Genomic DNA, 23,196 nt, shown 5'->3' with positions numbered 1-23,196 from the left:
GTCGGAAAATGTAATCAATGATATTGTTAATTGGCTAGAAAGCCAATTACAGCGAAATGAAGGCATGAAGATTGATACCATTGCTAATAAAAGTGGTTATTCTAAATGGCATTTACAACGGATCTTTAAACAATTAAAAGGTTGCACTTTAGGTGCAGATGTTCGTAAACGTCGATTACTGGAAGCAGCCAGGTTATTACGAGAAGATAAATTTTATATTTTGGATATAGCCCTAAAATACGGTTTTAGTTCGCAAGCAACTTTTACCCGCATTTTTAAAAAACATTTTAATACTACACCGGCTAAATTTCGCCAAAATGGGCAGTTACCCGACTTTAATCAATTTATGGACTAATCTATAATTATTCATTTTTAGACTTTAGTTATTATATGCCAGTCTAAATGCTGGCTTTACGGCTGTTTGCAATAAAATTATGCTTGAATATATCTCTTTCCAGCAATGGATGCTAATAATTAACAATCATTAATTTGATTCATGCTATTTCAGGCTTTGTTGAATAAATCGAACTTTTAGGTGATTGGCGGAGCTGATCGCTAAATTCGTTTCAACATCAGGTCCCCATGGCAAAGCAAAAGTTTAAAATTACCAACTGGCCCGCGTACAACAAGGCACTCAGACAACGCGGTTCCCTGACGGTCTGGCTTGATGAGTCGGCCATCGCTGGATGGACTGACAGTTCTTCGCCTGAAGGTCGTGGCCGGCCGCTTTACTACAGCGATATGGCTGTTACCACTGTCCTGATGATGAAGCGTGTGTTTAACCTGTCGCTCCGGGCATTACAGGGCTTCGTTGATTCGATTTTTAAACTCATGTCTTTGCCGCTGTGCTGTCCGGACTACTCGCTGGTCAGCAGACGAGCAAAGAGCGTCAACATCAGCATAAAAACGCCAACGCGTGGTGAAATCTCGCATCTGGTCATCGACAGTACCGGTCTGAAGGTCTTTGGCGAAGGTGAATGGAAAGTCAGGCAGCATGGGGCTGACAGACGAAGAGTGTGGCGCAAGCTTCATCTGGCAGCAGACAGTGTGACTCATGAGATTATCTGTGCCGACTTATCGCTCAGCGGAACGACAGATGCGCAGGCACTGCCGGGCCTGATTAACCAAACCCACCGGAAAATCAGGGAAGTGTCAGCAGACGGTGCTTATGACGCCTGTTACTGCCACGATGCGTTGCTAAGAAAGAAAATCAGGCCCCTTATCCCGCCGCGAAGCGGAGCGAAATACTGGCCGGACAAGTACCATGAACGTAACCATGCGGTGGCGAATCAGCGTCTGAGCAGGAGTAATGATATGTGGAAAAAGAAAGTGGGTTATCACCGGCGTTCAGTGGCAGAAACAGCGATGTTCCGCATAAAAACTTTGCTGGGTGGCCATCTGAGGCTGCGTGACTATGAGGCTCAGGTAGGTGAAGCAATGGCGATGGTCAAAGCGCTGAACCGTATGACGTTGTTGGGTATGCCACACAGCGTCAGGATCGGATAACAGCTGTAGCAGAGGGAGCCATCCTGGCGGCTAATTCTGATTTATTCAACAAAGCCGCTATTTCATTGACTAACCAATTTTCGAATTGTATAAGCTGCTGATGAAAATTTGGATATTGAAACTGGATCTCAGCGATTAATTGCTTAATTGTCGCTGGTTGGTATTTTTTGCCAATCAACTTTTGGCTAAAAAGCTCTAATGGCGATGGATCTAAACTATCCGTATAAATTTTGCTAGTTGAAATTTTTCCTTTATCAATATCAAAATGAAGTTCAACTACACCCCAGGCAAATCGGGTTTCAAGTATATGACTAAAAGCTAGCGCGTGACCAAAATGCCACTCCCAGCTAGATTGTTCAGCATAAATGTCAACAAAACCGGGTAAATCAGGCAAATTAGTTGGTGAAATTATTTCTGCCTTCACTACCTCATCATAATAGTTAAAAAAATTGTTTGCTCAGGCGTTACAAATTGCCTGATGACTAATCCGAACATCAATTTCAGCTAAATTCATTACCCTAGAACGTACGGAGGTAATGCCTTTACTAATTAATTTCTTCGGATCCGGATTTAAATAACTGGCTAAACGGTTTAAATCTGTATTAATAAGTAAAGTGCCATGATGAAAACCGCGATCGTGTGTTTCAAAATAAGCTGATCCGGAAATTTTACGCTCACCATGGGCGGAATGGACAACTAGATCATTTCGACCTGAAACTTGAGCCTTTATCCTAACCTCAGCTAGTCCTGCAATAATAATTTGTGTTGAAATAGTTTTATCATAGGCTGGTTTACCCGCCATAAAGGTAAAACAGGTGTTTCCCAAATCATGAAAAACCGCACCACCACCACTGCTGCGGCGAGCTAATTTGACTCCATCTTGGGCCATTTTACGTGTATTACACTCTTTCCATGGATTTTGTGCCCGACCAATAACGACAGTATTATTATTGCGCCAAAGAAACATAATCCGCTGCTTGACTGACATTTGGCGAAAAATAGCCTCTTCAACAGCTAAATTAAACCAGGGATCAAATGATTCAGAAATAAGAAGACGTATTGAAGCCATAAGAATTTTGCCAGCCTATATTCATTTTGTTATAGCAAAAACCAAAAAGTTATTATAACTAAAAATGACACTTAAATACGGCGTGCCTGCCAGAAAACCTTGCGCCAGTATATATTGTTTAACGAAGAGCGAATAACACCTTTGCTAGTTGAGGCATGAATAAAAGTATTATCCGTATCATAAATACCAACATGTAGACCATTTTCACCTGAGCCGGTTTTAAAAAAAACCAAATCGCCCGGCATAAGATCCTTAATATTAATACGGGTGCCATAAGTGGTTTGAGCTATTGTCGTGCGCGGTAATTGAATGGCAAAACGATCACTAAAAGTTCGATAAACAAAGCCTGAACAATCAACTCCACTTGATGCTAAACCACCATAACGATATGGCGTACCATACCATTGTGATAGTTGTTCTTTAAGTTGAGCGATGGTAATAATAGGATCAGAAAGTTGGCTTTTTAACGGCGGTGCTGTTCTGTTTACTGAAGAAGAACAGCCAATTAAAATAAGGTAAAATAAAAAAAGCAGGTGTGTAATTCTTATTAACATAAAGCACCTTTATCGCTTAATAGGATAATTAAATAGACTTTAATCAGTGTTTAATAAAAAACAAGTTTTTATTAATCGGTAATCGCTATTTTTAAGCAATACACTGGCTATAAAAATAAGTATTCTGCTAAGTTTTTTAGCTTTATTTTCGCGTTACTTCAGGCCGAGAAATAATCCAAATACCAAGCAAAATAAATACTACACCGACAAATTTAATCAATGTCGCCGATTCATTAAACCAAGGCAAAGTAACTGCGAATAAATAAACTAGTACATAGCTTAAACTAATCAGTGGATAAGCTTTACTTAATGCTAAAAATTTCAAGGCAAATAGCCAGCAAACCATCGAAAGCACATAGCCAATTAAACCGATAAAAATCAGCCCACACGCCGGCAGATTTTCAAGTAACCAATTATCATCCATCCACTGATGATTTAATTTAAACTCAGGTAATATAGTTACTCCAGCTTTTAAACAAAGCTGCGCTAAAGTGATCAATATTACACTACCGATACCCCAAAAGTAGCCTTTCATATATTTAATAAAACTATACCCAACATGATAATAAATACGCCGATCCAATGTTTGATACTGATCTTCTCTTGATAAATAAATTGTCCAATCAGTGTAACGATAACAAAGTTAATACTTAACATAGGATAAGCAAGACTAAGCGGTAAAATTTGTAGTAATTTAAGCCAAAATAGCATGCCTAACGCAAGCACAATAATCGCTATTAGCAGCCATTTAATGGCTAAACTATTTTTTGCCGGCAAACCACTTTGCCAATATATCACCGCTTGCTTTTGGCAAACCTGTCCAATGCAAGTTAACAGGCTAACAATTATCAATAAGAAAAAATGTGTCATGGTTGCTGATAATAGGTCATTATTGCCATTCTTGTATTGCGAACTACATGATCAGGCTTAGGAATATCATCAGGCAGCCCTTCATTTCTACGTAATAAAAGAACCACTGAAATTTGTCCTTCTTTCCGTGACAAGCTAAGCCATTTAGCAAAATTTCCTTGTTTGATTAAGCGAAATTGGCTATCGGGATAATTTAAGCCGTATCTTAATTCACCTGATCTTTCATATAAATAAATATCACCTTGATGTAATTCCCATGCCAAAGCTGCGCCTAATCCAACATTATCCCCTAGCACAAACTTACTTTCTTCCAACAAAGATATATTTTGCCGAATTAATTGCTGCGGTAACTTAGAATCAATAGTATCTTGCGGTAATGCATAACTTATTGATAAGCTCAAGGCTAAAGAACATGCCGCGCCCCACAGCCAATACCTGGCATTGGATATCAAACTAAAATAGCCAATAATCAGCCAAATGCAAAAAACCGTTATACCTAATGCCAGTTTTGGCCACTCCAACGGGGTATATAAAGGATGCTCAACAAATAACCCCATAATAATCAAAGTAATAATTGCCAATATGGCAAAAGCGAGATTGGTAAAACCGTTAAATTTAATGGCTGTCAAATTGCGATTTTTAACACAATCAACCGCATATTTTGCCATCATTAATGCAAGCGGTGCCATCACCGGCAACATATAAGTAAGTAATTTACCCTTAGCGATACTAAAAAATACAAAAGGGACAATAAACCAACAAAGCAGAAAAAACATTTCCGGTTTGATTTTTCGTTCCCGCCAACTTTTTAATAATGTACCAGGTAAAAGCCCTAACCAAGGTATGACACCAAGTAAAATAATGGGAATATAAAACCAAATAGGCGCTTTATGTTGGGCATCCTCTGATGAGAAGCGCTGAATATGTTCTACCCAGAAAAAGTAATGCCAATAATCCGGTTCATATTGATTGACAGCTAATGCCCAAGGAAGGCTTATTAATGCCGCACTGATGATGGCTACGCCACCAAATTTGAGCATCTCAGTAAAACGTTTTTGATACAACATAATTGGCAGCATGACAATAACCGGGATAGCTAAGGCTAAAAAACCCTTGGTCATAAATGCCATACCACAGGTAAGCCCCATAACTGCCCAGGCAAGTAACTTTGCAGCAACCGTTGATGCTTTTAATAACCAAAAACAACATAGAATACAAGCAGTAAGCCACATGGTCAGCATCGGATCGAGTACGCTATAGGTGCCAACTGCAAAAACCAAAAACATCGAAACATACATCAAAGTAGCAACAAACGCGACATTTCGATTACGCCACATTACCATCGCTAACCAGTAAATTAAGCCAGCGCTGATCATAGTTGCAAACACAGCACCAAAACGAACAGCAAAATTGGTATTACCAAATATCATTTGACTGATATTATTTATCCAATATCCGGCCACTGGCTTTTCAAAATAGCGAATATTAAGCAAGTAAGGCACAATCCAATCACCTTTTTGCAACATTTCTCGGCTAATTTCTGCGTAACGCGTTTCATCTGGCTGCCACAACAGTCGGCCATTTAACGGTACTAAATAGGTAAAAATAAAAAAAAGTGCTAATAAAAAAGCACCTGTTTTTTGTAACTGTTTAGTTAACATCAAGCGCTATACGTCGTGTTGACACCCTAGCCAACCCTCACGACCTGGAAAAGATGAACGAATAATTTTTCCGTGTGGTGAAGAATTAATATCATTAGGTATTAATTCACGCAACGGACAAAATACCATTTGTTCTGCAATCATTCTCGCTAGTAAGCTGTCAAATTGCATCGATTTAGACATACCTTCTACTTCAGTATGAATAGTATAAACAGGCGTTCCTGCATCTTCCTGCATCGCGTTAATAATAAAATCATTAAAGTTTTCATCTTTAACCAAAGTGCCAACAACTTCATCATAAGTCGGTAGTGTTACTGGAATTTGTACAGTACCAATCGAACCATCCGCTAAAATAGGACGAAAAGGATGGGTACCACGGCAATCACTATTATAGTCAAATTTAAAATTTTCTTTCGCCGTTAATACACGTTCATCGGCCCGCCAACCAGCCACAGCTGAGCATTTCACGGTAGCGCCCGTTGCGGCTTCAAGCGCATCTACGCCTAATTTAATTTGTTCGACTAATTTGGTTCTTGGCCATTTACCTACATTAGCTTGCCAGCCTTGATGATCCCATGCATGTAGCCCAACTTCATGACCTGCATCCAATGTTTGTTTCATTAAGTAACCTAGATCATTGGCTATTTTTTTACCTGACCATGCTGTACCGGCTAATAAAATATCCCAACCATAGAGTGATGTCGCATTCGCTCTTAACATTTTCCATAAAAATTTAGGTCGAAACAGGCGCCATAAATGACGCCCCATGTTATCTGGACCGACACTGAAAAAAAAACTGGCTCGAATTTGATATTTAGCGAGCACTTTAAGTAACTGTGGCATACCTTCTTTGGTACCTTGATAGGTATCCACATCAATTCTTAAGCCAATTTTCTTCATTATTTTTTACCTAATTCTTCCGTCGCAGCTTGCAAAAAGAAATCTAAAGTTTCATCAATAGTCTGTTTCATATCAACAGTTGGCTCCCAATCGAGCAAGCGCCGCGCATTTTCAATACTAGGTCTACGGTGCTCAACATCTTGATATCCTTTACCATAATAACTACTACTTTCAATCTTTTTAAGACCAGCAAATGGAGGAAAGTGTTTACGTAACGGATGTCTTTCAAAACTGTCAAGTAGCATATCAGCTAATTGAGCAATGCTTGCTTCATTGGTCGGATTACCAATATTAATAATTTGACCATCGCATATTTCATCTTTATTTTCAATAATACGAAATAATGCTTCAATACCATCTTTAATATCGGTGAAACAACGCTTCTGAGCGCCGCCATCAACTAATTTTATCGGTGAACCTTCGACCAAATTTAAAATTAATTGTGTAATCGCTCGTGAACTACCAATACGGGCAGAATGTAAACTATCGAGACGTGGGCCCATCCAATTAAACGGTCTAAATAGAGTGAATTTCAACCCTTCTTTAACACCATATGCCCAAATAACGCGATCTAATAGCTGTTTAGAAACAGAATAAATCCAACGCTGTTTGTTAATTGGCCCGACAATTAAACGAGAAGTATCTTCATCAAATTCTTTATCATCACACATCCCGTAAACTTCAGAAGTTGATGGGAAAATAATACGTTTATTATATTTTACACAATAACGCACTATCTTTAAGTTTTCTTCAAAATCTAACTCGAAAACTTTTAATGGATTGCGGGTATATTCAATCGGTGTTGCAATAGCAACCAGTGGTAAAATGATGTCACATTTTTTAATATGATATTCAATCCACTCAGTATGAATACTGATATCGCCTTCAACAAAATGAAAACGCTGATCATCACCAAAACGGGGATCATTAATAAAACGGGCAACAGCAGAAGAACTAATATCCAAACCATAGATATCATAATGACCATCTGCTAATAAACGTTCGGTTAAGTGATTACCAATAAAACCATTTACACCCAAGATCAAAACACGCTTACGCCGTTTTTCCTGGGTCGTCGGTCTAGCCCCAACTCGCACGCCATTGACGATTCCCATTTCAGCCGCTAAACGCGATCCTTCAACGTATAATCCAGCTCCACTCTGCCCGGTCAGAATTTCAAGCACACCTTGACCACAAGCTATTTGCAATGGTTCGGTAGAAATGATTGTACCAGGTAATTTATCGTGTGATTTTTCTAGCACACGGGCACGCCAGACAATCATTTTACTCTCAGCCAAATAAGTAAATGCACCTGGATATGGCTCGGTTACCGCTCGTACTAAGTTATTCACTTCGGTAGCAGATTTAGACCAATCAATTAAACCATCTTCAGCGCTACGACGGCCAAAATAGGTTGCCTTACTTTCATCTTGGGGTGTTGCTGAATAATCACCTATTTTAATTAAGGGTAATGTATCAGCCAAAAGCTGTTCAGCCGCCTGACGAATTTTCTCATGTAACACTAATGCGGTATCTGTTGCATCAATAGAGATTTTTTTCTGTGCAACAATATCACCTGCATCCGGCTTGGCTATCATCTTATGTAATGTGACACCCGTTTCTGTTTCACCATGCAAAATAGCCCAATTGATCGGCACACGACCACGATATTTAGGTAATAAAGAACCATGCAAGTTAAAAGCACCTTTAGGAGCTAACGCCAATAACTCTTGACTAAGCATGTGGCGATAGTAAAAAGAGAAAATAACATCCGGTTGCATTTTCTCAATACGCTCAATCCAAAGTGAATGATTGATATTTTCTGGCGCAAATACAGATAAACCCATCTCAGCTACCAAGCGCGCAACTGAGGAAAAGAAATGATTCTCTTTAGGATCATCTGTATGTGTAAAAACAGCCTGAATTTCAAAGCCCGCCTTCTGTAGCGCCTTTAATCCCACACAACCAATATCATGGTAAGCAAAAACAATAGCTTTCATTATTTTTTTTCCTGATTTTCGTCAGTATCTAGATGAACACCAACTATCTTTTGAATAAAGTAACGGGGTCGGGCACGAACATCATTGTACATTCTGCCAATATATTCACCGAGTAGTCCCATGGCAATAAATTGCGCGCCAATAAATATGAATAGAATAGCAAACAGCGTAAAAACACCCTCTGCAGCCCACATTGCACCAAACATAAGACGCAAAATAATTAACAGAACCGCCAGTAAAAATCCACTTGCCGCAATCAAACTACCAACTACACTCAACAAACGTAACGGAGTAGTAGCTAAACAAGTGAGTAAATCAAACATTAAATTTACTAGCTTCATCAAGCTATATTTTGAATCACCAAACTCACGTTCTGCATGGGCAACATCAATTTCGATCGTTCTTTTAGCAAACGTATTTGCTAAAATGGGAATAAATGTACTGCGTTCATGACACTGTAGCATCGCATTAATAATATTACGCCGATAAGCACGCAACATGCAGCCATAATCGCCCATGGTGCGCCCAGTTGCTTTGGTGATCATGGCATTAATGATTTTTGACGCTGTTTTACGAAACCAAGAATCTTGCCGATTCATCCGTCTGGTCCCGACTACGTCATAGCCTTCTTCCGCTACCTGTACCAGATGTGGAATTTCTTCAGGCGGGTTTTGTAAATCAGCATCTAAGGTGATCACAAGATCACCGGTTGCCTGTTTAAAACCAGCCATAATGGCAGAATGTTGACCATAGTTACGATTTAAAATCACTGCGATAACGTGATTTGCCGGATTTTCAGCAGCATCCATCAGCAATCTAGCTGAATTATCAGCACTACCATCATCAACTAAAATTAATTCATATGGCTGTTTCAATCTCTGACAAGCAGCCAATGTTCTTTCCAATAACTGGGGTAAGCTTTGCTCTTCGTTATAAATAGGGATAACGATAGAAACTTTTTTTATTTCTTCAAAATCATTTTGAAAAGACACTATCTCGGCTCCGAAAAAATTTCATGAATAGCAGCAACAACGCGATCAACATCTTGAGCACGCATGTCATGGAATAGTGGCAATGAACATAAGGTCTTCGAGTTCCATTCAGAATTAGGTAGAGAAAGAGATGGATAATGTTCTCTATAATATTTTTGCGTATGAGCCGCTCGGAAATGTAGACCAGTACCAATATTCTTCTCTTTTAAGCGTTCCATAAAACTATCACGGTCAATACCACAGACAGCTTTATCGACTCGAACCATAAACAGATGATTGGCATGTAAATGGGAATAATCGGGTACATCCAACATTTTTAACGGCAGATTGGCAAGCGCTTGTCGATAATAAGCAACAAGCTCTGCACGACGTTTATTTATCTGTGTTAACTTTGTTAATTGAACAACAGCAATTGCCGCATGAATATCAGAGAGATTATATTTAAATCCAGGTTCAACGACCTCAGCCTGTGGTTTACGACCTTGTATTTGTCGATCGAAGGCATCTACACCTAAACCATGAAATTTTAAACATAGCAGACGTGTGGCCAAGGAATCATCATCGGTAGCGACTAAACCTCCTTCGGCACAAGTGATATTTTTAATCGCATGAAATGAAAAAATGGCTGTGCCCTGTTGACCAATCCATTCACTTTGATACTGAGTACCTACGGCATGAGCCGCATCCTCGATCAATGTAATATTGTTTCTTTGTGCAATCTCACGTAACGCGTCAAGATCGCATGGCGCCCCGGCGTAATGTACCGGAATAATCGCTTTTGTCTTAGGGGTAATCGCCTTCTCAACGACATCAGGCTGAACCATTAAAGTGTCACGATCTACATCAATCATGACTGGATGTGCCCCTAACAAGGTGATCACATTAATGGTTGAAACCCATGTTAATGAGGGGGTAATAACTTCAGCTCCAAGACCAATTCCTAAGGCCATAAGCGTTATATGCATACCCGCTGTTGCCGAACAAAAAGCAATTGCATGCTGACAACCAAATTTATGGCGAAAGTCTTCTTCGAGTTGATGATTTTGCGGCCCGGTGGTGATCCAACCAGAACGTAATACATTTTCTACCGCCCGGATCTCTTCGTCACCTATTGCTGGGCGAGAAAAAGGAAGAAAATCATTCATGAGATTAACCTACTAGCAATTCATCTAATATTTTTTTAGAGTCAGTTGTCTATAATATCATAAAATAGCTTAACTACACATCAACATGACAATAACTTTCTAATCTCACTAATCAGAACGGATTAATTTGTTAAATATACTTGGCTAAAGAGAATTTCATATTAGTGAAGTAAATTAAAAAGCAAAATAAAACCCCTAATAATTCTTATCAATAAGAAAGTGAATAAATAATAATAAGTAAATTTAAAGTCAATGTTATTGCAATTTTGTTAATAAGTGTTTTTGATTAATAGAGCAAAATAACGAACTTTTGTTTAGGATTATATTGATATTGAATAATAAAAAAGCCGCTTTAGCGGCTTTTTAGAATAATAATTCATTATTTATGAGGCTTTATCTTTTCAACCCGGCCTTTCAACTTTTGCCCTGGTCGAAAAGTCACCACTCGACGAGCAGTGATGGGAATATCTTCTCCAGTCTTTGGATTTCGACCTGGTCGCTGATTTTTATCACGCAGATCAAAATTACCAAACCCTGACAGTTTCACCTGCTCCCCATTTTCTAATGAACGACGAACTTCTTCAAAGAAAAGTTCAACCAGGTCTTTCGCATTACGTTTGCTTATACCCAGTTTTTCGAACAGACTTTCTGACATTTCAGCTTTTGTAAGCGCCATAGGTTTAGTCCCTCAAGGATGCTTGGAATCGCCGTTTTAACGCAGCAACACATTTATCAACAGTTGCGGCAATCTCTTCTTCTTCCAGAGTACGATTTGTATCCTGCAAGATTAAGCTAATAGCAAGGCTCTTATAACCTTCCGCTACACCTTTACCACAGTACACGTCAAACAAGTTTATGCCAACTATATGATTTATGCCAATTTTCTTGCATTCAGCTAATACGTCAGCTGTTGCTACTTCTTCTGGTACTACAACAGCAATATCCCGTCGGTTGGCAGGAAAACGTGAAATCATATTTGCTTTAGGAATAACACGCTCTGCAACAGTATCCCACAGCAATTCAAAAACAAGTGTCCGACCATTCAAATCTAGCTTATTTTCCAGTTCAGGGTGAATAACGCCTATATATCCAATATAATCATTATTCAGATAAATCGCAGCGCTTTGTCCAGGATGAAGTGCAGGATCAGAATGAACCTTATAAATAATATTGTCTAATTTTCCGGTTAATGCCAGTATTGCTTCGACGTCACCTTTGATATCAAAAAAATCCACAGCGCGTTTTTCTTGTGACCAGTGCTCTTCATAACGATTGCCAGTAATCACACCCGCTAACATCAATTCTTGCCGAATACCATGCTCTGCTGTTACATCCGGCACAAATCGTAATCCAGTTTCAAACAGTCGAATGCGATTTTGTTGACGATTTTGATTGTAAATTACTGTCGTTAATAAGCCGGGCAATAAAGAAAGCCGCATTACCGACATATCTGCTGAAATAGGATCCGGTAAAATCATTGCATCAGAATCTGGATGCAGTAGTTGCTGAATTTTAGGATCAACAAAACTGTAGGTAATCGCTTCATTGTAATCACGATCAATTAATAATGTTTTCACTCGTTTTAATGGCAGCGCTGATTCACAACGGGGGGTCATAACTAAATCTGCATGTAACGGTACATCAGGTATATTATTATAACCATAAACACGAGCTACTTCTTCAATCAGATCTTCTTCAATTTGCATATCAAAACGCCAAGAAGGAGCAACCACCTGCCAATTATCTTGCTCACCATTCACTTTGCATCCTAAACGTTGAAGGATCTGGGTAACGTTAATATCTGTAATACAATGACCAATCAAGCGATCCAGTTTTTGCCGAGTCAGGGTTATTGTTGCCACTTTCGGTAAGTTTGTTTGATGGCTAACATCAATAATATTTCCAACCTCGCCACCACAAATTTCAACGATTAATCTAGTCGCACGTTCCATAGCTTTATATTGCAGCTGTGGATCAACGCCCCGCTCAAAACGGTGTGAAGCCTCAGTATGCAGATCATAATTACGTGCCCGGCCAGCAATCGACAGTGGATCGAAAAAAGCACTCTCTAACAGAATATTAGTGGTTTTTTCATTAACGCTGGAGTGCTTGCCACCAAAAATACCGGCAATTCCTAAGGCATTCTTCTCATCGGCAATGACTAAAGTATCTGGCTTCAAATTTACCTTGCTGTCATCGAGCAAAACTAATGTTTCATCCTGTTTTGCCATTCTAACAATGATCATGCCATTTAAGCGATCAAGATCATAAGCATGCAATGGTTGACCTAATTCTAATAACACAAAATTAGTAATATCAACTACCGGATCAATACTAAGGATCCCCCCTCGACGTAATTTTTCTCTCATCCAGCTAGGGGTTTGCGCTGTAACATCGATGCCTTTTATTACTCGTCCTAAAAAGCGTGGGCATGCCATAGGCGCTTCCACCTGAATAGGAAAAACACTAGCATCAGTGGCTTTAACTGGTTCAATTTCTATCGTATTTAACTCTAGGTTATTGATAGCTGCAATATCGCGAGCGATACCTAAAATACTTAAACAATCAGCTCGATTTGGTGTCAAGCTTACATCAAAAATATGGTCATCTAGTTGCAAGTAGTTACGAATATCGTTACCAATAGGCGCGTCCTGTGGTAGCTCAATAATACCAGTATGATCATCCGAAATGCCAAGTTCAAAATAAGAACAAAGCATACCTTCAGAAAGCTCACCGCGGAGTTTTGTCGCTTTTATTTTAAAATTATCGGGTAAAACCGCGCCAATTGTTGCCACAGCGACTTTTAACCATTGACGACAATTTGGTGCTCCACAGACAATATTGAGTAACTGTTCAGTGCCAATATTGATCTTTGTTAATCGTAACTTATCTGCATTAAGATGCTGAACACATTCAACAACCTCGCCGACTACCACACCCTGGAATTGACCGGCAACAGATTTAACATCATCAATCTCCAGACCCGCCATCGTCATCTGCTCTGATAAGGCTTCACTGCTTATTGCTGGATTTATCCATTCACGTAACCAAAATTCACTCAATTTCATGTGATAATCCTGCCCTATCTAAATTGTTTAAGAAAACGAAGATCATTTTCAAAAAAAGCACGTAAATCCGTCACACCATAGCGTAACATCGTTAAACGCTCCATTCCCATTCCAAAGGCAAAACCAGAATATAAGTCAGGATCAATGCCAACATTGCGTAATACATTGGGATGTACCATGCCACAACCTAACACTTCTAACCATTTACCATTTTTATCCATCACATCAACTTCAGCTGAAGGTTCAGTGAATGGAAAATATGATGGCCGAAAACGAACGCAGGTTTTTTCTTCAAAAAAATGATTTAAAAAGTCATGCAATGTACCTTTTAAATTGGTAAAACTAATATTTTTATCAACAATCAAGCCTTCTGTCTGATGGAACATTGGCGTATGGGTTTGATCATAATCATTTCGATACACTCGACCAGGAGCAATAATACGAATTGGGGGTTGTTTACCCTTCATGGTACGAATTTGCACACCAGAAGTTTGTGTACGTAATAGACGCTTAGTATCAAACCAAAAAGTATCATGTGAAGCACGAGCCGGATGATGAGCTGGAATATTTAAAGCATCAAAATTGTGATATTCATCCTCTATTTCAGTGCCGGAAACAACAGAAAAACCAAGTTCAGCAAAAAATTCTTCAATACGATCAATGGTACTGGTTACTGGATGAAGACTACCATGTTCGATCTGGCGACCTGGCAATGAAATATCTATTTTTTCTGCCGCTAATCGAGCATTCAATATCGTATTTTCTAACTGCTCTTTACGTATATTCAATGAATTCTGAACTTGTTGTTTCGCCTGATTAATAACTGCTCCTGCTGCAGGGCGCTCTTCTGCAGGTAGATCACGCAACGTTGACATTTGTAGTGTTAAATGGCCTTTTTTACCTAAAAACTCAACACGCACTGAATCCAACGCAGCAACATCCTGAGCTTTTTCTATGGCTGCTTTTGCCTGCTCAACCAACTCGATGAGATGTGGCATTGTTCCCTCTTATTACGACCCTTTGGCCTAATCATTGTTGAAAATAAAATTTTTTAGCAATTACTAACAAAAAAGCCTCCATTTGGAGGCTTATCGCGGTTTTTCTTTTCTTTTCTTAAATGCGCGAAAGCCCCAAATTTTAGGTGCTAAAATAAAAAAAGAAACGAAAAAAAACAATTTTCATCTTTAAGCAGCTATTCATCAAATAACTCTTACTTATAATACAACGGGTCATCGATAATAAAAAAGAGGGAGCTAAGTCCCCCTTAATTTAACTGATTTAAGCTAACGCGCTTTTTGCCTTCTCGACTAATGCTGCAAATGCAACTTTATCAAAAACAGCAATATCAGATAAGATTTTACGGTCAATTTCAATTGAGGCTTTCTTCAAACCATTAATAAAACGACTATAAGACAAACCATTCTGACGAGCAGCAGCATTAATACGTGCGATCCACAATTGGCGGAACTGACGCTTACGCTGACGACGGTCACGATAAGCATACTGACCGGCTTTAATTACCGCCTGGAAAGCAACACGATAAACACGCGAACGAGCACCATAGTAACCTTTCGCTTGCTTTAATATTGTTTTGTGACGTGCGCGGGCTATTACACCACGTTTTACGCGAGCCATATATACCTCCTATCACTTCGAATTAAATTCGATAATCTTAAACTAAAAAATTCAAACTTATGCGTATGGCAAACAAGCCACTACTAAATCCAGGTCACCTTTAGAAACCATGGTTTTTGGTCGTAAATGACGCTTACGCTTAGTTGCCTTTTTAGTCAGAATATGACGAAGGTTAGCGTGCTGACGTTTAAAACCACCACTGGCAGTTTTTTTAAAACGCTTTGCCGCACCACGTACTGTTTTGATCTTTGGCATTTTAAATATCCACTTCGCATTGTTAATTGTAACTAGCTAGGCGAATCGTTTTCCATCTAGATAGAACGCTATTACTTGATTGCCTAACTATTTCTTTTTCGGTGCAAGCACCATGATCATTTGACGGCCTTCGATCTTGCTTGGAAAAGATTCGACGACTGACATCTCATCCAAATCGTTTTTGATACGATTAAGCATATCAATACCGATTTGTTGGTGCGCCATTTCACGACCACGAAACCGTAACGTGATTTTGGCTTTATCACCATCATCCAGAAAGCGAATCAGGTTGCGTAGTTTGACCTGATAATCACCTTCATCTGTACCAGGTCGGAATTTAATTTCCTTTACCTGAATAACTCTTTGTTTCTTTTTTTGCTCTTTGAGCGATTTACTCTTCTCATAGAGGAACTTGCCGTAATCCATGATACGGCAAACCGGCGGCTCGACATTTGGACTGATTTCGACTAAATCAACACCAGCTTCCTCGGCTTTTTCAAGAGCTTCTTTTAGACTGATAATACCAATCTGCTCGCCATCTAAACCAGTTAAACGAACTTCAGAAGCACGAATCTCCGTATTAATACGATTCGGGCGCGCCGTTTGAATTCTTTTTCCGCCTTTAATACCTTATTCCTCCAGTTGATAAATACGACGAGTGCGAATTGCATCAAGCACTCTTTCTGCAAATTCTATGACGTCAAATGTTTCTAAATCTTTACCATTAGGGGTTCGAACAGATACCTGATCCGATTCAACTTCTTTATCACCACACACTAGCATATAAGGAACACGACGCAAAGTATGCTCACGAATTTTAAAGCCTATTTTCTCGTTTCTCAAGTCCGCTTTTGCACGAATACCAAAATTACTCAATTTTTCTACTATTTTTTGTACAAAATCAGCCTGTGCATCCGTGATATTTATTATAACAATTTGTAATGGCGCTAACCAGGTTGGGAAGAAACCGGCATAATGCTCAGTTAAAATCCCAATAAAACGTTCAAGTGATCCTAAAACAGCACGATGGATCATGACTGGTACCTGACGTTCATTATTTTCATCCACATAGGAAGCACCTAAACGACCCGGTAATGAGAAATCGAGCTGTACAGTACCACATTGCCAAGCCCGATCCAAACAATCATACAGGGTAAATTCAATTTTAGGCCCATAAAATGCACCTTCACCGGGTTGATAATCAAATACAATATCCCCCAGTGCCTCGGCAAGATCGGTTTCTGCGCGATCCCATTGAGCATCAGTGCCTATTCGTTTTTCTGGCCGGGTTGACAATTTAACGGCAATTTTTTCAAAACCAAAGGTTGCATACACATCATAAATCATTTTAATGCAACTTTTTACTTCAGTTAAAATCTGATCTTCAGTACAAAAAATATGCGCATCATCTTGGGTAAAACCACGCACTCGCATCAAACCATGTAAAGCGCCAGATGGCTCATTACGGTGACAGCTACCAAACTCCGCCATACGTAATGGTAAATCACGATAAGATTTCAAGCCTTGATTAAATATTTGTACATGCCCTGGGCAATTCATCGGTTTTATACAATATTCTCGGTTTTCCGATGATGTGGTAAACATGTTTTCTTTATAGTTTTCCCAGTGACCTGTTTTTTCCCAAAGAATGCGATCCATCATTAATGGACTTTTTACTTCTTGGTATTGATATTCAGTCAATTTAGTCCGGATAAAGGTTTCCAATTCACGAAATATTACCCAACCATCATTATGCCAAAACGCCATACCTGGAGCTTCTTCCTGCATATGATAAAGATCAAGTTGCTTACCTATCTTACGATGATCTCGCTTAGCCGCTTCTTCTAAACGTAATAAATAAGCAGCTAATTGTTTTTTATCAGCCCAGGCTGTTCCATAGATCCTTTGTAGCATTTTATTATCGCTATTACCGCGCCAATATGCACCAGCCACTTTTTGTAATTTGAAGTAATGACAAAAACGCATATTAGGGACATGCGGCCCACGACACATATCAATATATTCTTCATGATAATAAAGTCCAGGATGATCATTTTTATTAATATTTTCATCCAAAATTTTAACTTTATAATCTTCACCTCGAGCAACAAACGTATCCCTAGCTTCCTGCCAACTAACCCGCTTTTTGATAACATCATAGTTCGTTTCAGCAAGTTCGTGCATGCGCTGCTCAAGTTTTTCTAAATCTTCCTGGGTTAAAGCGTGTTCCAGATCAACGTCATAATAAAAACCATTTTCAATGATAGGACCAATTGCCATTTTAGTCGTTGGCCATAATTGTTTAATCGCATGACCAAGTAAATGTGCGCATGAGTGACGAATAATCCCTAAACCATCAAGATCTTTACTAGTAATAATGGCTAATTGAGCATCACTATTAATTATATCACTCGCATCAACAAGTTCACCATTAACACGACCGGCTAAACAGGCTTTTGCAAGACCTGAGCCAATATCCTTTGCAATATCCATTACTGAAACAGGATGCTCATATTGACGTTGACTTCCGTCAGGAAGAGTAATCACTGGCATTTAAAATCCTTAATTTACAGTGGTGACCCATACGCAAGATCACATGTATAGAAATATATTTTTATTAAAAGTGAGTTAAAGCAATTTCTTACTTCACCTTGTAAGTGATATACGTGATAAAATACCTAAAATAGAGCAAAAGGAATACGTACTTGCATTAACTTAGCGGCGCATATTACCATCATGCAGGTCTAATTAATAGATTAAATCTGGGATAAGAAGAATAAAACGCTAAAAAACTAGTGACAAAATAATTGTCAGCTAGTTAAATTTTGATTAATTAACTTAATTTAAATTTAGTTTTTACTATACAATGATATAGCAATAAAAAACTAGTTTAGTCTATCGCTAAAATTTTATTCAGTTCGGTTCGCTACAATTTTTAGTAAAAAATATAGTACGATAAAAGTCATTATCAACTTTCTTCTTATAAATCAACAATTAATCTATCATAGCTATTGAGTTGTAAGCGTTTTTAATTTTCCAAAGATAGCGTGGTTGCCTGTGCATAGGGTAATTTGTTTGAATATGTTGATAAAATTCTTCTGCTGTTAGTTCATTAATTTTATCGATTGCAACATGACGACTTTTATCAAAAATTCGTAATAATGCCCCAGCACCATTAGCATAAGCATAAGCATAAGCATAAGCATAAGCATAAGCATAAGCATAAGCATAAGCATAAGCATAAGCATAAGCATAAGCATAAGCATAAGCATAAGCATAAGCAACCACAGTTGCATAATAAAGTACTTTTGGATCACGAATGCCAACTAAATGATTTTTTTGAATAAAACGAATATAGGTGGTTCCCACATCAATATTGATCGCCGGATCTTTAAGTTGACTCGTGGTAGGTTGCCCCGCTTTGCCTTGTAACCGATACGCATCACGACCAGCAGTAGAAGCCTTAACTTGCATTAGACCTATTGCATTGGATTTACTCACAGCATTAACTCGAAAATTAGATTCCACTTTAATAATTGCTCTAATTAAATTTTCATCAATCGCATAGCGTTGCGCCGCTTGTTTAATTACAGCATCGTAAGGGTTTTTTGACGGTACACTTTCGGTTTGCTCTTCCATGAAATAGCGTAGATAATCGTTCTGATAAACTGTTTTGGGGTTATTAGATTGTTTGCTTGAACAGCCAATTAATAACATAATGAATACGACTCCACAACTTTTAAATTTCACCTTACACCAATCCTATAGTGGTATGATCTATTTAGCATAGCCTAATAAGATAAAAATAAAAAATGACCCTCTTTAGCGTTGAGTTGTGAAGAGGTTCTCATATCTGCTACTTACATTACAATTACAATAATCGGTTGTATTGACATCTTTCATATATAGTTAATAATCATTCTCATTAAAGTGCAATTTACTACTTTTTTACCGGGAAACCACTTATGTATAAAAGATCCAACCTTTCATCTAAGCACACTTTTACTGTTTTAATAATAATTGCTGTTGTTCTTCTTTTTAATCCAATCGCTTACGCAAAAAAATTTACCGTTGTAACAACTTTTACTATTATTCAGGATATTGCTCAAAATGTGGCAGGTAATGCAGCCAATGTCCAAGCAATTACCAAACCGGGAGCTGAAATTCATGAGTATCAACCAACTCCCAAAGACATATTAAAAGCACATAATGCTGATTTAATTTTATGGAATGGATTAGGACTTGAAACCTGGTTTAGTCGTTTTTTTGAAAACTTCAAACATATTCCTGACGTTACAGTTACTAAAGGAATAAAACCGATGCCTATTCGAGAAGGGGAATATCAAGGAAATCCTAATCCTCATGCCTGGATTTCTGCCCAAAATGCATTGATCTACATTGAAAATATTCGGGCAGCACTAGTAAAATATGATCCTAAAAATATAGATATTTATAACCAAAATGCGAAAATATATGCTAGTAAAATTAGCAAAATTGATGCACCACTACGGAAAAGACTGGCACAAATCCCGCAGCAAAAGCGTTGGCTAGTAACCAGTGAAGGTGCTTTTAGTTATTTGGCTAGCGATTATGGTTTTAAAGAAGCTTATTTGTGGCCAATTAATGCAGAAGAACAAGGTTCACCGCAACAAGTTCGTAAAGTTATCGATACTTTGAAAAAACATAATATTCCAGTTGTGTTTAGCGAAAGTACCGTTTCTGATACACCAGCGAAACAAGTCAGCCGAGAAACCGGGGCTCAATATGGTGGTATACTCTATGTTGACGCTTTGTCTACCCCAGATGGCCCAGTTCCAACATATATCGAATTATTAAAAACTACCGTTGATACTATTGCAAAAGGTTTTGGTCAATAATAATGAGTAACAATATTTTTTACGAAAAACCAAACTTAGTTGTTGATAATGCTACTGTTACATACAATAACGGGCATACTGCTATTTACGATGCCAGTTTTATATTACTGGTGGTTCAATTTGTGCGCTAGTAGGCGTTAATGGTAGTGGCAAATCAACGCTGTTTAAGACAATAATGGGTTTAGTAACACCAACACAAGGACGTGTAACATTAAACAATGCTGCGATCAAAACAGCGCTTAAACAAAATATTATTGCTTACGTACCACAAACTGAAGAAGTTGACTGGAACTGTCCAGTTCTAGTTTATGATGTAGTTATGATGGGCCGCTACGGTAAAATGGGTATTTTACGTATTCCAAGCCAGCAAGATAAACAAATTGTTGCTGAAGCATTGGCGCAGGTTGATCTTACCGGTTTAGAACAACGATAAATAGGTGAGCTTTCTGGCGGCCAAAAGAAAAGAGTTTTTCTTGCGCGAGCACTTGCGCAAGAAGGAAAAGTATTACTGCTTGATGACCCTTTTACTGGCGTCGATGTAAAAACAGAAAATGCGATTATTGAGCTTTTACGTTCTTTACGTAGCAATGGCTATTTAATTTTGGTTTCTACACATAACTTGGGAAGCGTGCCTGAATTTTGCGATCAATTTATTTTAGTAAACAGAACTATACTGGCTAGTGGTCCGATCGAAACAACCTTTACCCAAAAAAATCTTCAACTCGCCTTCGGCGGTGTACTACGCCATATTAATATCTCTGGTGCAGAACTTCACGATGATGATGATCCTCGTTCATTAACTGTTATTACTGATGATGAAAGAGCAGCTGTTTTTTATGGCAACCATGAACAAGCATCCGTCATTAAAAAGCCACCAAAGGAATAAATCATGTTGGATCTATTACTTCAACCTTTTGAATATAACTACATGGTTAAAGCAATCTGGGTTAGTGCTATCGTTGGAGCAGTCTGCGCTTTTCTGTCAGCTTATCTAATGTTAAAGGGGTGGTCGTTAATGGGCGATGCCCTTTCTCATTCTGTTGTTACCGGAGTCGCAGGTGCCTATGCCCTTGGCCTTCCCTATTCTATAGGGGCATTTTTTACCGGTATTCTTGCCGCACTTTCCATGACATTGGTGCGCCATATTTCAAAACTAAAAGAAAATGCAGTAATTGGTTTTATTTTCTCCACCTTCTTTGCCATAGGATTGCTTAAATCCCACTTCCGTTAATGTACAAAACATTATCTTTGGCAATATTTTAGGTATTGCAGATGAAGATGTATTACAAGTTGAAATTATTATTACCATTTCTTTTATTATACTTATGTTTATCTGGAAAGATGTACTTGCAGTATTCTTTGATGAAAATCATGCCCGTTCTATTGGACTAAATCCGCTAAAATTAAAAATTATTTTTTTACCCTATTAAGCGCATGTACGGTTGCTGCCTTACAAACTGTGGTAACCATACTTGTGATAGCAATGGTTATTACCCCAGGCGCTACAGCTTATTTACTCACGGATCAATTCAAGCGGTTACTTATTATTGCCATACTAATCGGATTTACTTCCAGTGCTCTTGGCGCTTATATCAGTTATTTTATTAATGGTGCGACAGGCAGAATTATCGTTACTTTGCAAACACTGATTTTTCTTTATGCCTTCTTTTTGGCCCCTAAATATGGTTTATTTGCTTCCCGCCGCAAAGCACGACAAGAAATTGTACACCTCAAACAGTTAAAACAAGCGGTAAGCAACAATGAATGATTTGATGGAATTATTAATAACAGCTTTTACTTTTCCTTTTATGCAAAAAGCTATCATTACCGCCCTTGTAACCGGAACAGTGTGTGCTATTCTTTCCTGCTTTTTGATACTTAAAGGTTGGTCTTTAATGGGTGATGCTATTTCTCATGCTGTATTACCCGGCATCGTTATCGCCTTTGTTATTGGTATTCCTTTATCAATTGGTGCTTTTATATCAGGAATTTTTTGTGCATTCGCGACCGGTTATCTAAAAGAAAATAGCCGCATAAAAGAAGATACTGTCATGGGTATTATTTTTTCCGGTATGTTTGCCTTTGGTTTAGTACTATTTGCCCGTATCGATACAGATCAACATCTTACCCATATTCTTTTTGGTAATATCCTTGGCATTACCAAAGCTGAATTTAAACAAACGCTTTTGATCTCAGCTTTTACTATCGCGATTATCCTGTTAAAGCGCAAAGATTTTATGCTGTATTGTTTTGATCCTAATCAGGCAAATGGTATTGGTTTACCTGTTAAACTTTTACATTATGGATTACTCTCTTTATTAGCACTTACCATTGTGGCATCTTTACAAGCGGTAGGAATAATTCTGGTCATTGCTATGCTTATTTACCCTGGAATTATAGCTTTTACACTCTGTCAAAATTTCAATCGAATGTTAATTATTGCAGTTATTGCCTCAACCACATCCTCGTTAATAGGCACTATTTTGAGTTTTCATATTGATGCAGCAACGGGGCCTTGTATTGTAATAACTCAAGCAATTTATTTTATTGCTGCATTAATCCACAGCTATATTAGTAAAATAAAAAAGCTCTCTTCTTTCGATAAAATTTCAATTCATCCTTAAGCTAAGAAATATATTAAAAATAACCAGAAAAAATTAGGAT

21 protein-coding genes, 3 pseudogenes and 1 other annotated feature are annotated in these 23,196 nt (G+C 38.3%); of the genes and pseudogenes, 6 read left to right on the top strand and 18 right to left on the bottom strand.

The features are described 5' to 3' along the window. Nucleotides 1–64: 64 nt before the first annotated feature. Entirely contained in the window at nucleotides 65–355 is a 291-nt protein-coding gene (locus E3U36_RS00005) for a helix-turn-helix domain-containing protein (protein ID WP_238337468.1), read from the top strand. 227 nt (nucleotides 356–582) lie between these two features. After that, nucleotides 583–1,506 carry an IS5 family transposase gene (locus E3U36_RS12135; RefSeq protein WP_180816040.1) on the top strand — a complete coding sequence of 308 codons (924 nt, stop codon included), beginning with the start codon at nucleotides 583–585 and terminating at the stop codon, nucleotides 1,504–1,506. 70 nt (nucleotides 1,507–1,576) lie between these two features. On the opposite strand, the pseudogene lplA reads toward E3U36_RS12135, so the two are convergent. The 18 genes and pseudogenes from lplA to E3U36_RS12045 all read right to left on the bottom strand — a co-directional run. Continuing rightward, a pseudogene (gene lplA / locus E3U36_RS12130) lies at nucleotides 1,577–2,575 on the bottom strand (lipoate--protein ligase); the annotation flags it as partial. A gap of 71 nt (nucleotides 2,576–2,646) precedes the next feature. Next, complete coding sequence (locus tag E3U36_RS12125) at nucleotides 2,647–3,129, bottom strand: C40 family peptidase (protein ID WP_180816692.1); 483 nt, start codon at nucleotides 3,127–3,129, stop codon at nucleotides 2,647–2,649. A gap of 142 nt (nucleotides 3,130–3,271) precedes the next feature. Next, a complete protein-coding gene (gene arnF / locus E3U36_RS12120; RefSeq protein WP_180816691.1) occupies nucleotides 3,272–3,664 on the bottom strand; it encodes a 4-amino-4-deoxy-L-arabinose-phosphoundecaprenol flippase subunit ArnF in 393 nt (130 codons plus the stop codon). Beyond that, nucleotides 3,661–3,999 carry a 4-amino-4-deoxy-L-arabinose-phosphoundecaprenol flippase subunit ArnE gene (gene arnE, locus E3U36_RS12115; protein WP_180816690.1) on the bottom strand — a complete coding sequence of 113 codons (339 nt, stop codon included), beginning with the start codon at nucleotides 3,997–3,999 and terminating at the stop codon, nucleotides 3,661–3,663. Before arnE ends, arnF begins: the two co-directional genes overlap by 4 nt. After that, nucleotides 3,996–5,660, bottom strand: coding sequence for a lipid IV(A) 4-amino-4-deoxy-L-arabinosyltransferase (gene arnT / locus E3U36_RS12110; RefSeq protein ID WP_180817659.1), 1,665 nt, complete (start codon nucleotides 5,658–5,660; stop codon nucleotides 3,996–3,998). Before arnT ends, arnE begins: the two co-directional genes overlap by 4 nt. A 6-nt stretch (nucleotides 5,661–5,666) precedes the next feature. After that, entirely contained in the window at nucleotides 5,667–6,560 is an 894-nt protein-coding gene (gene arnD, locus E3U36_RS12105) for a 4-deoxy-4-formamido-L-arabinose-phosphoundecaprenol deformylase (protein WP_180816689.1), read from the bottom strand. After that, nucleotides 6,560–8,560, bottom strand: a complete 2,001-nt coding sequence (gene arnA / locus E3U36_RS12100) for a bifunctional UDP-4-amino-4-deoxy-L-arabinose formyltransferase/UDP-glucuronic acid oxidase ArnA (RefSeq protein WP_180816688.1) — start codon at nucleotides 8,558–8,560, stop codon at nucleotides 6,560–6,562. The genes arnD and arnA overlap by 1 nt, the downstream gene beginning before the upstream one ends. Beyond that, complete coding sequence (gene arnC / locus E3U36_RS12095) at nucleotides 8,560–9,552, bottom strand: undecaprenyl-phosphate 4-deoxy-4-formamido-L-arabinose transferase (RefSeq protein WP_180816687.1); 993 nt, start codon at nucleotides 9,550–9,552, stop codon at nucleotides 8,560–8,562. The genes arnA and arnC overlap by 1 nt, the downstream gene beginning before the upstream one ends. Next, entirely contained in the window at nucleotides 9,552–10,697 is a 1,146-nt protein-coding gene (gene arnB / locus E3U36_RS12090; RefSeq protein ID WP_180816686.1) for a UDP-4-amino-4-deoxy-L-arabinose aminotransferase, read from the bottom strand. Before arnB ends, arnC begins: the two co-directional genes overlap by 1 nt. Before the next feature lie 379 nt (nucleotides 10,698–11,076). Beyond that, nucleotides 11,077–11,373 carry an integration host factor subunit alpha gene (ihfA, locus tag E3U36_RS12085; protein ID WP_180816685.1) on the bottom strand — a complete coding sequence of 99 codons (297 nt, stop codon included), beginning with the start codon at nucleotides 11,371–11,373 and terminating at the stop codon, nucleotides 11,077–11,079. Between the two features lie 4 nt (nucleotides 11,374–11,377). After that, the gene (gene pheT / locus E3U36_RS12080; protein ID WP_180816684.1) at nucleotides 11,378–13,765 is read right to left on the bottom strand and encodes a phenylalanine--tRNA ligase subunit beta; all 2,388 of its coding nucleotides are present in this window, start codon (nucleotides 13,763–13,765) and stop codon (nucleotides 11,378–11,380) included. A gap of 14 nt (nucleotides 13,766–13,779) precedes the next feature. Then, entirely contained in the window at nucleotides 13,780–14,763 is a 984-nt protein-coding gene (gene pheS, locus E3U36_RS12075) for a phenylalanine--tRNA ligase subunit alpha (RefSeq protein ID WP_180816683.1), read from the bottom strand. A gap of 65 nt (nucleotides 14,764–14,828) precedes the next feature. Further along, nucleotides 14,829–14,951: a sequence feature (Phe leader region), on the bottom strand. Then, a complete protein-coding gene (gene pheM, locus E3U36_RS13320; protein WP_225507512.1) occupies nucleotides 14,903–14,947 on the bottom strand; it encodes a pheST operon leader peptide PheM in 45 nt (14 codons plus the stop codon). (Overlaps the previous feature by 45 nt.) Before the next feature lie 92 nt (nucleotides 14,952–15,043). Then, nucleotides 15,044–15,400: a 50S ribosomal protein L20 gene (gene rplT, locus E3U36_RS12065; RefSeq protein ID WP_180816681.1), complete on the bottom strand. Its 357-nt coding sequence runs from the start codon at nucleotides 15,398–15,400 to the stop codon at nucleotides 15,044–15,046. A gap of 57 nt (nucleotides 15,401–15,457) precedes the next feature. Continuing rightward, entirely contained in the window at nucleotides 15,458–15,655 is a 198-nt protein-coding gene (gene rpmI, locus E3U36_RS12060) for a 50S ribosomal protein L35 (protein ID WP_180816680.1), read from the bottom strand. Between the two features lie 87 nt (nucleotides 15,656–15,742). Further along, nucleotides 15,743–16,282 carry a translation initiation factor IF-3 gene (gene infC / locus E3U36_RS12055; RefSeq protein ID WP_180817658.1) on the bottom strand — a complete coding sequence of 180 codons (540 nt, stop codon included), beginning with the start codon at nucleotides 16,280–16,282 and terminating at the stop codon, nucleotides 15,743–15,745. Nucleotides 16,283–16,285: 3 nt separating this feature from the next. After that, on the bottom strand, nucleotides 16,286–18,208 hold the full coding sequence (thrS, locus tag E3U36_RS12050; RefSeq protein WP_180816679.1) for a threonine--tRNA ligase: 1,923 nt from the start codon (nucleotides 18,206–18,208) through the stop codon (nucleotides 16,286–16,288). 441 nt (nucleotides 18,209–18,649) lie between these two features. Further along, nucleotides 18,650–19,294, bottom strand: a complete 645-nt coding sequence (locus E3U36_RS12045) for a transglycosylase SLT domain-containing protein (RefSeq protein ID WP_238337467.1) — start codon at nucleotides 19,292–19,294, stop codon at nucleotides 18,650–18,652. A gap of 326 nt (nucleotides 19,295–19,620) precedes the next feature. Between E3U36_RS12045 and E3U36_RS12040 the strand changes: the two genes are divergently transcribed. The 4 genes and pseudogenes from E3U36_RS12040 (at nucleotide 19,621) to E3U36_RS12025 (ending at nucleotide 23,156) form a co-directional block, all read left to right on the top strand. Then, nucleotides 19,621–20,532, top strand: a complete 912-nt coding sequence (locus E3U36_RS12040) for a metal ABC transporter substrate-binding protein (protein ID WP_180816677.1) — start codon at nucleotides 19,621–19,623, stop codon at nucleotides 20,530–20,532. Between the two features lie 2 nt (nucleotides 20,533–20,534). Continuing rightward, nucleotides 20,535–21,418 (top strand): annotated as a pseudogene (locus E3U36_RS12035) (manganese/iron ABC transporter ATP-binding protein). Between the two features lie 3 nt (nucleotides 21,419–21,421). After that, nucleotides 21,422–22,300 (top strand): annotated as a pseudogene (locus E3U36_RS12030) (metal ABC transporter permease). Continuing rightward, the gene (locus E3U36_RS12025) at nucleotides 22,293–23,156 is read left to right on the top strand and encodes a metal ABC transporter permease (RefSeq protein ID WP_180816676.1); all 864 of its coding nucleotides are present in this window, start codon (nucleotides 22,293–22,295) and stop codon (nucleotides 23,154–23,156) included. The pseudogene E3U36_RS12030 and the gene E3U36_RS12025 overlap by 8 nt, the downstream one beginning before the upstream one ends. Nucleotides 23,157–23,196 lie beyond the last annotated feature (40 nt).

It is taken from the genome of Arsenophonus endosymbiont of Aphis craccivora (genome assembly GCF_013460135.1).
GTDB classification, from domain to species: Bacteria; Pseudomonadota; Gammaproteobacteria; order Enterobacterales; family Enterobacteriaceae; genus Arsenophonus; species Arsenophonus nilaparvatae.
This window is presented reverse-complemented; position numbering and strand designations above follow the sequence as displayed.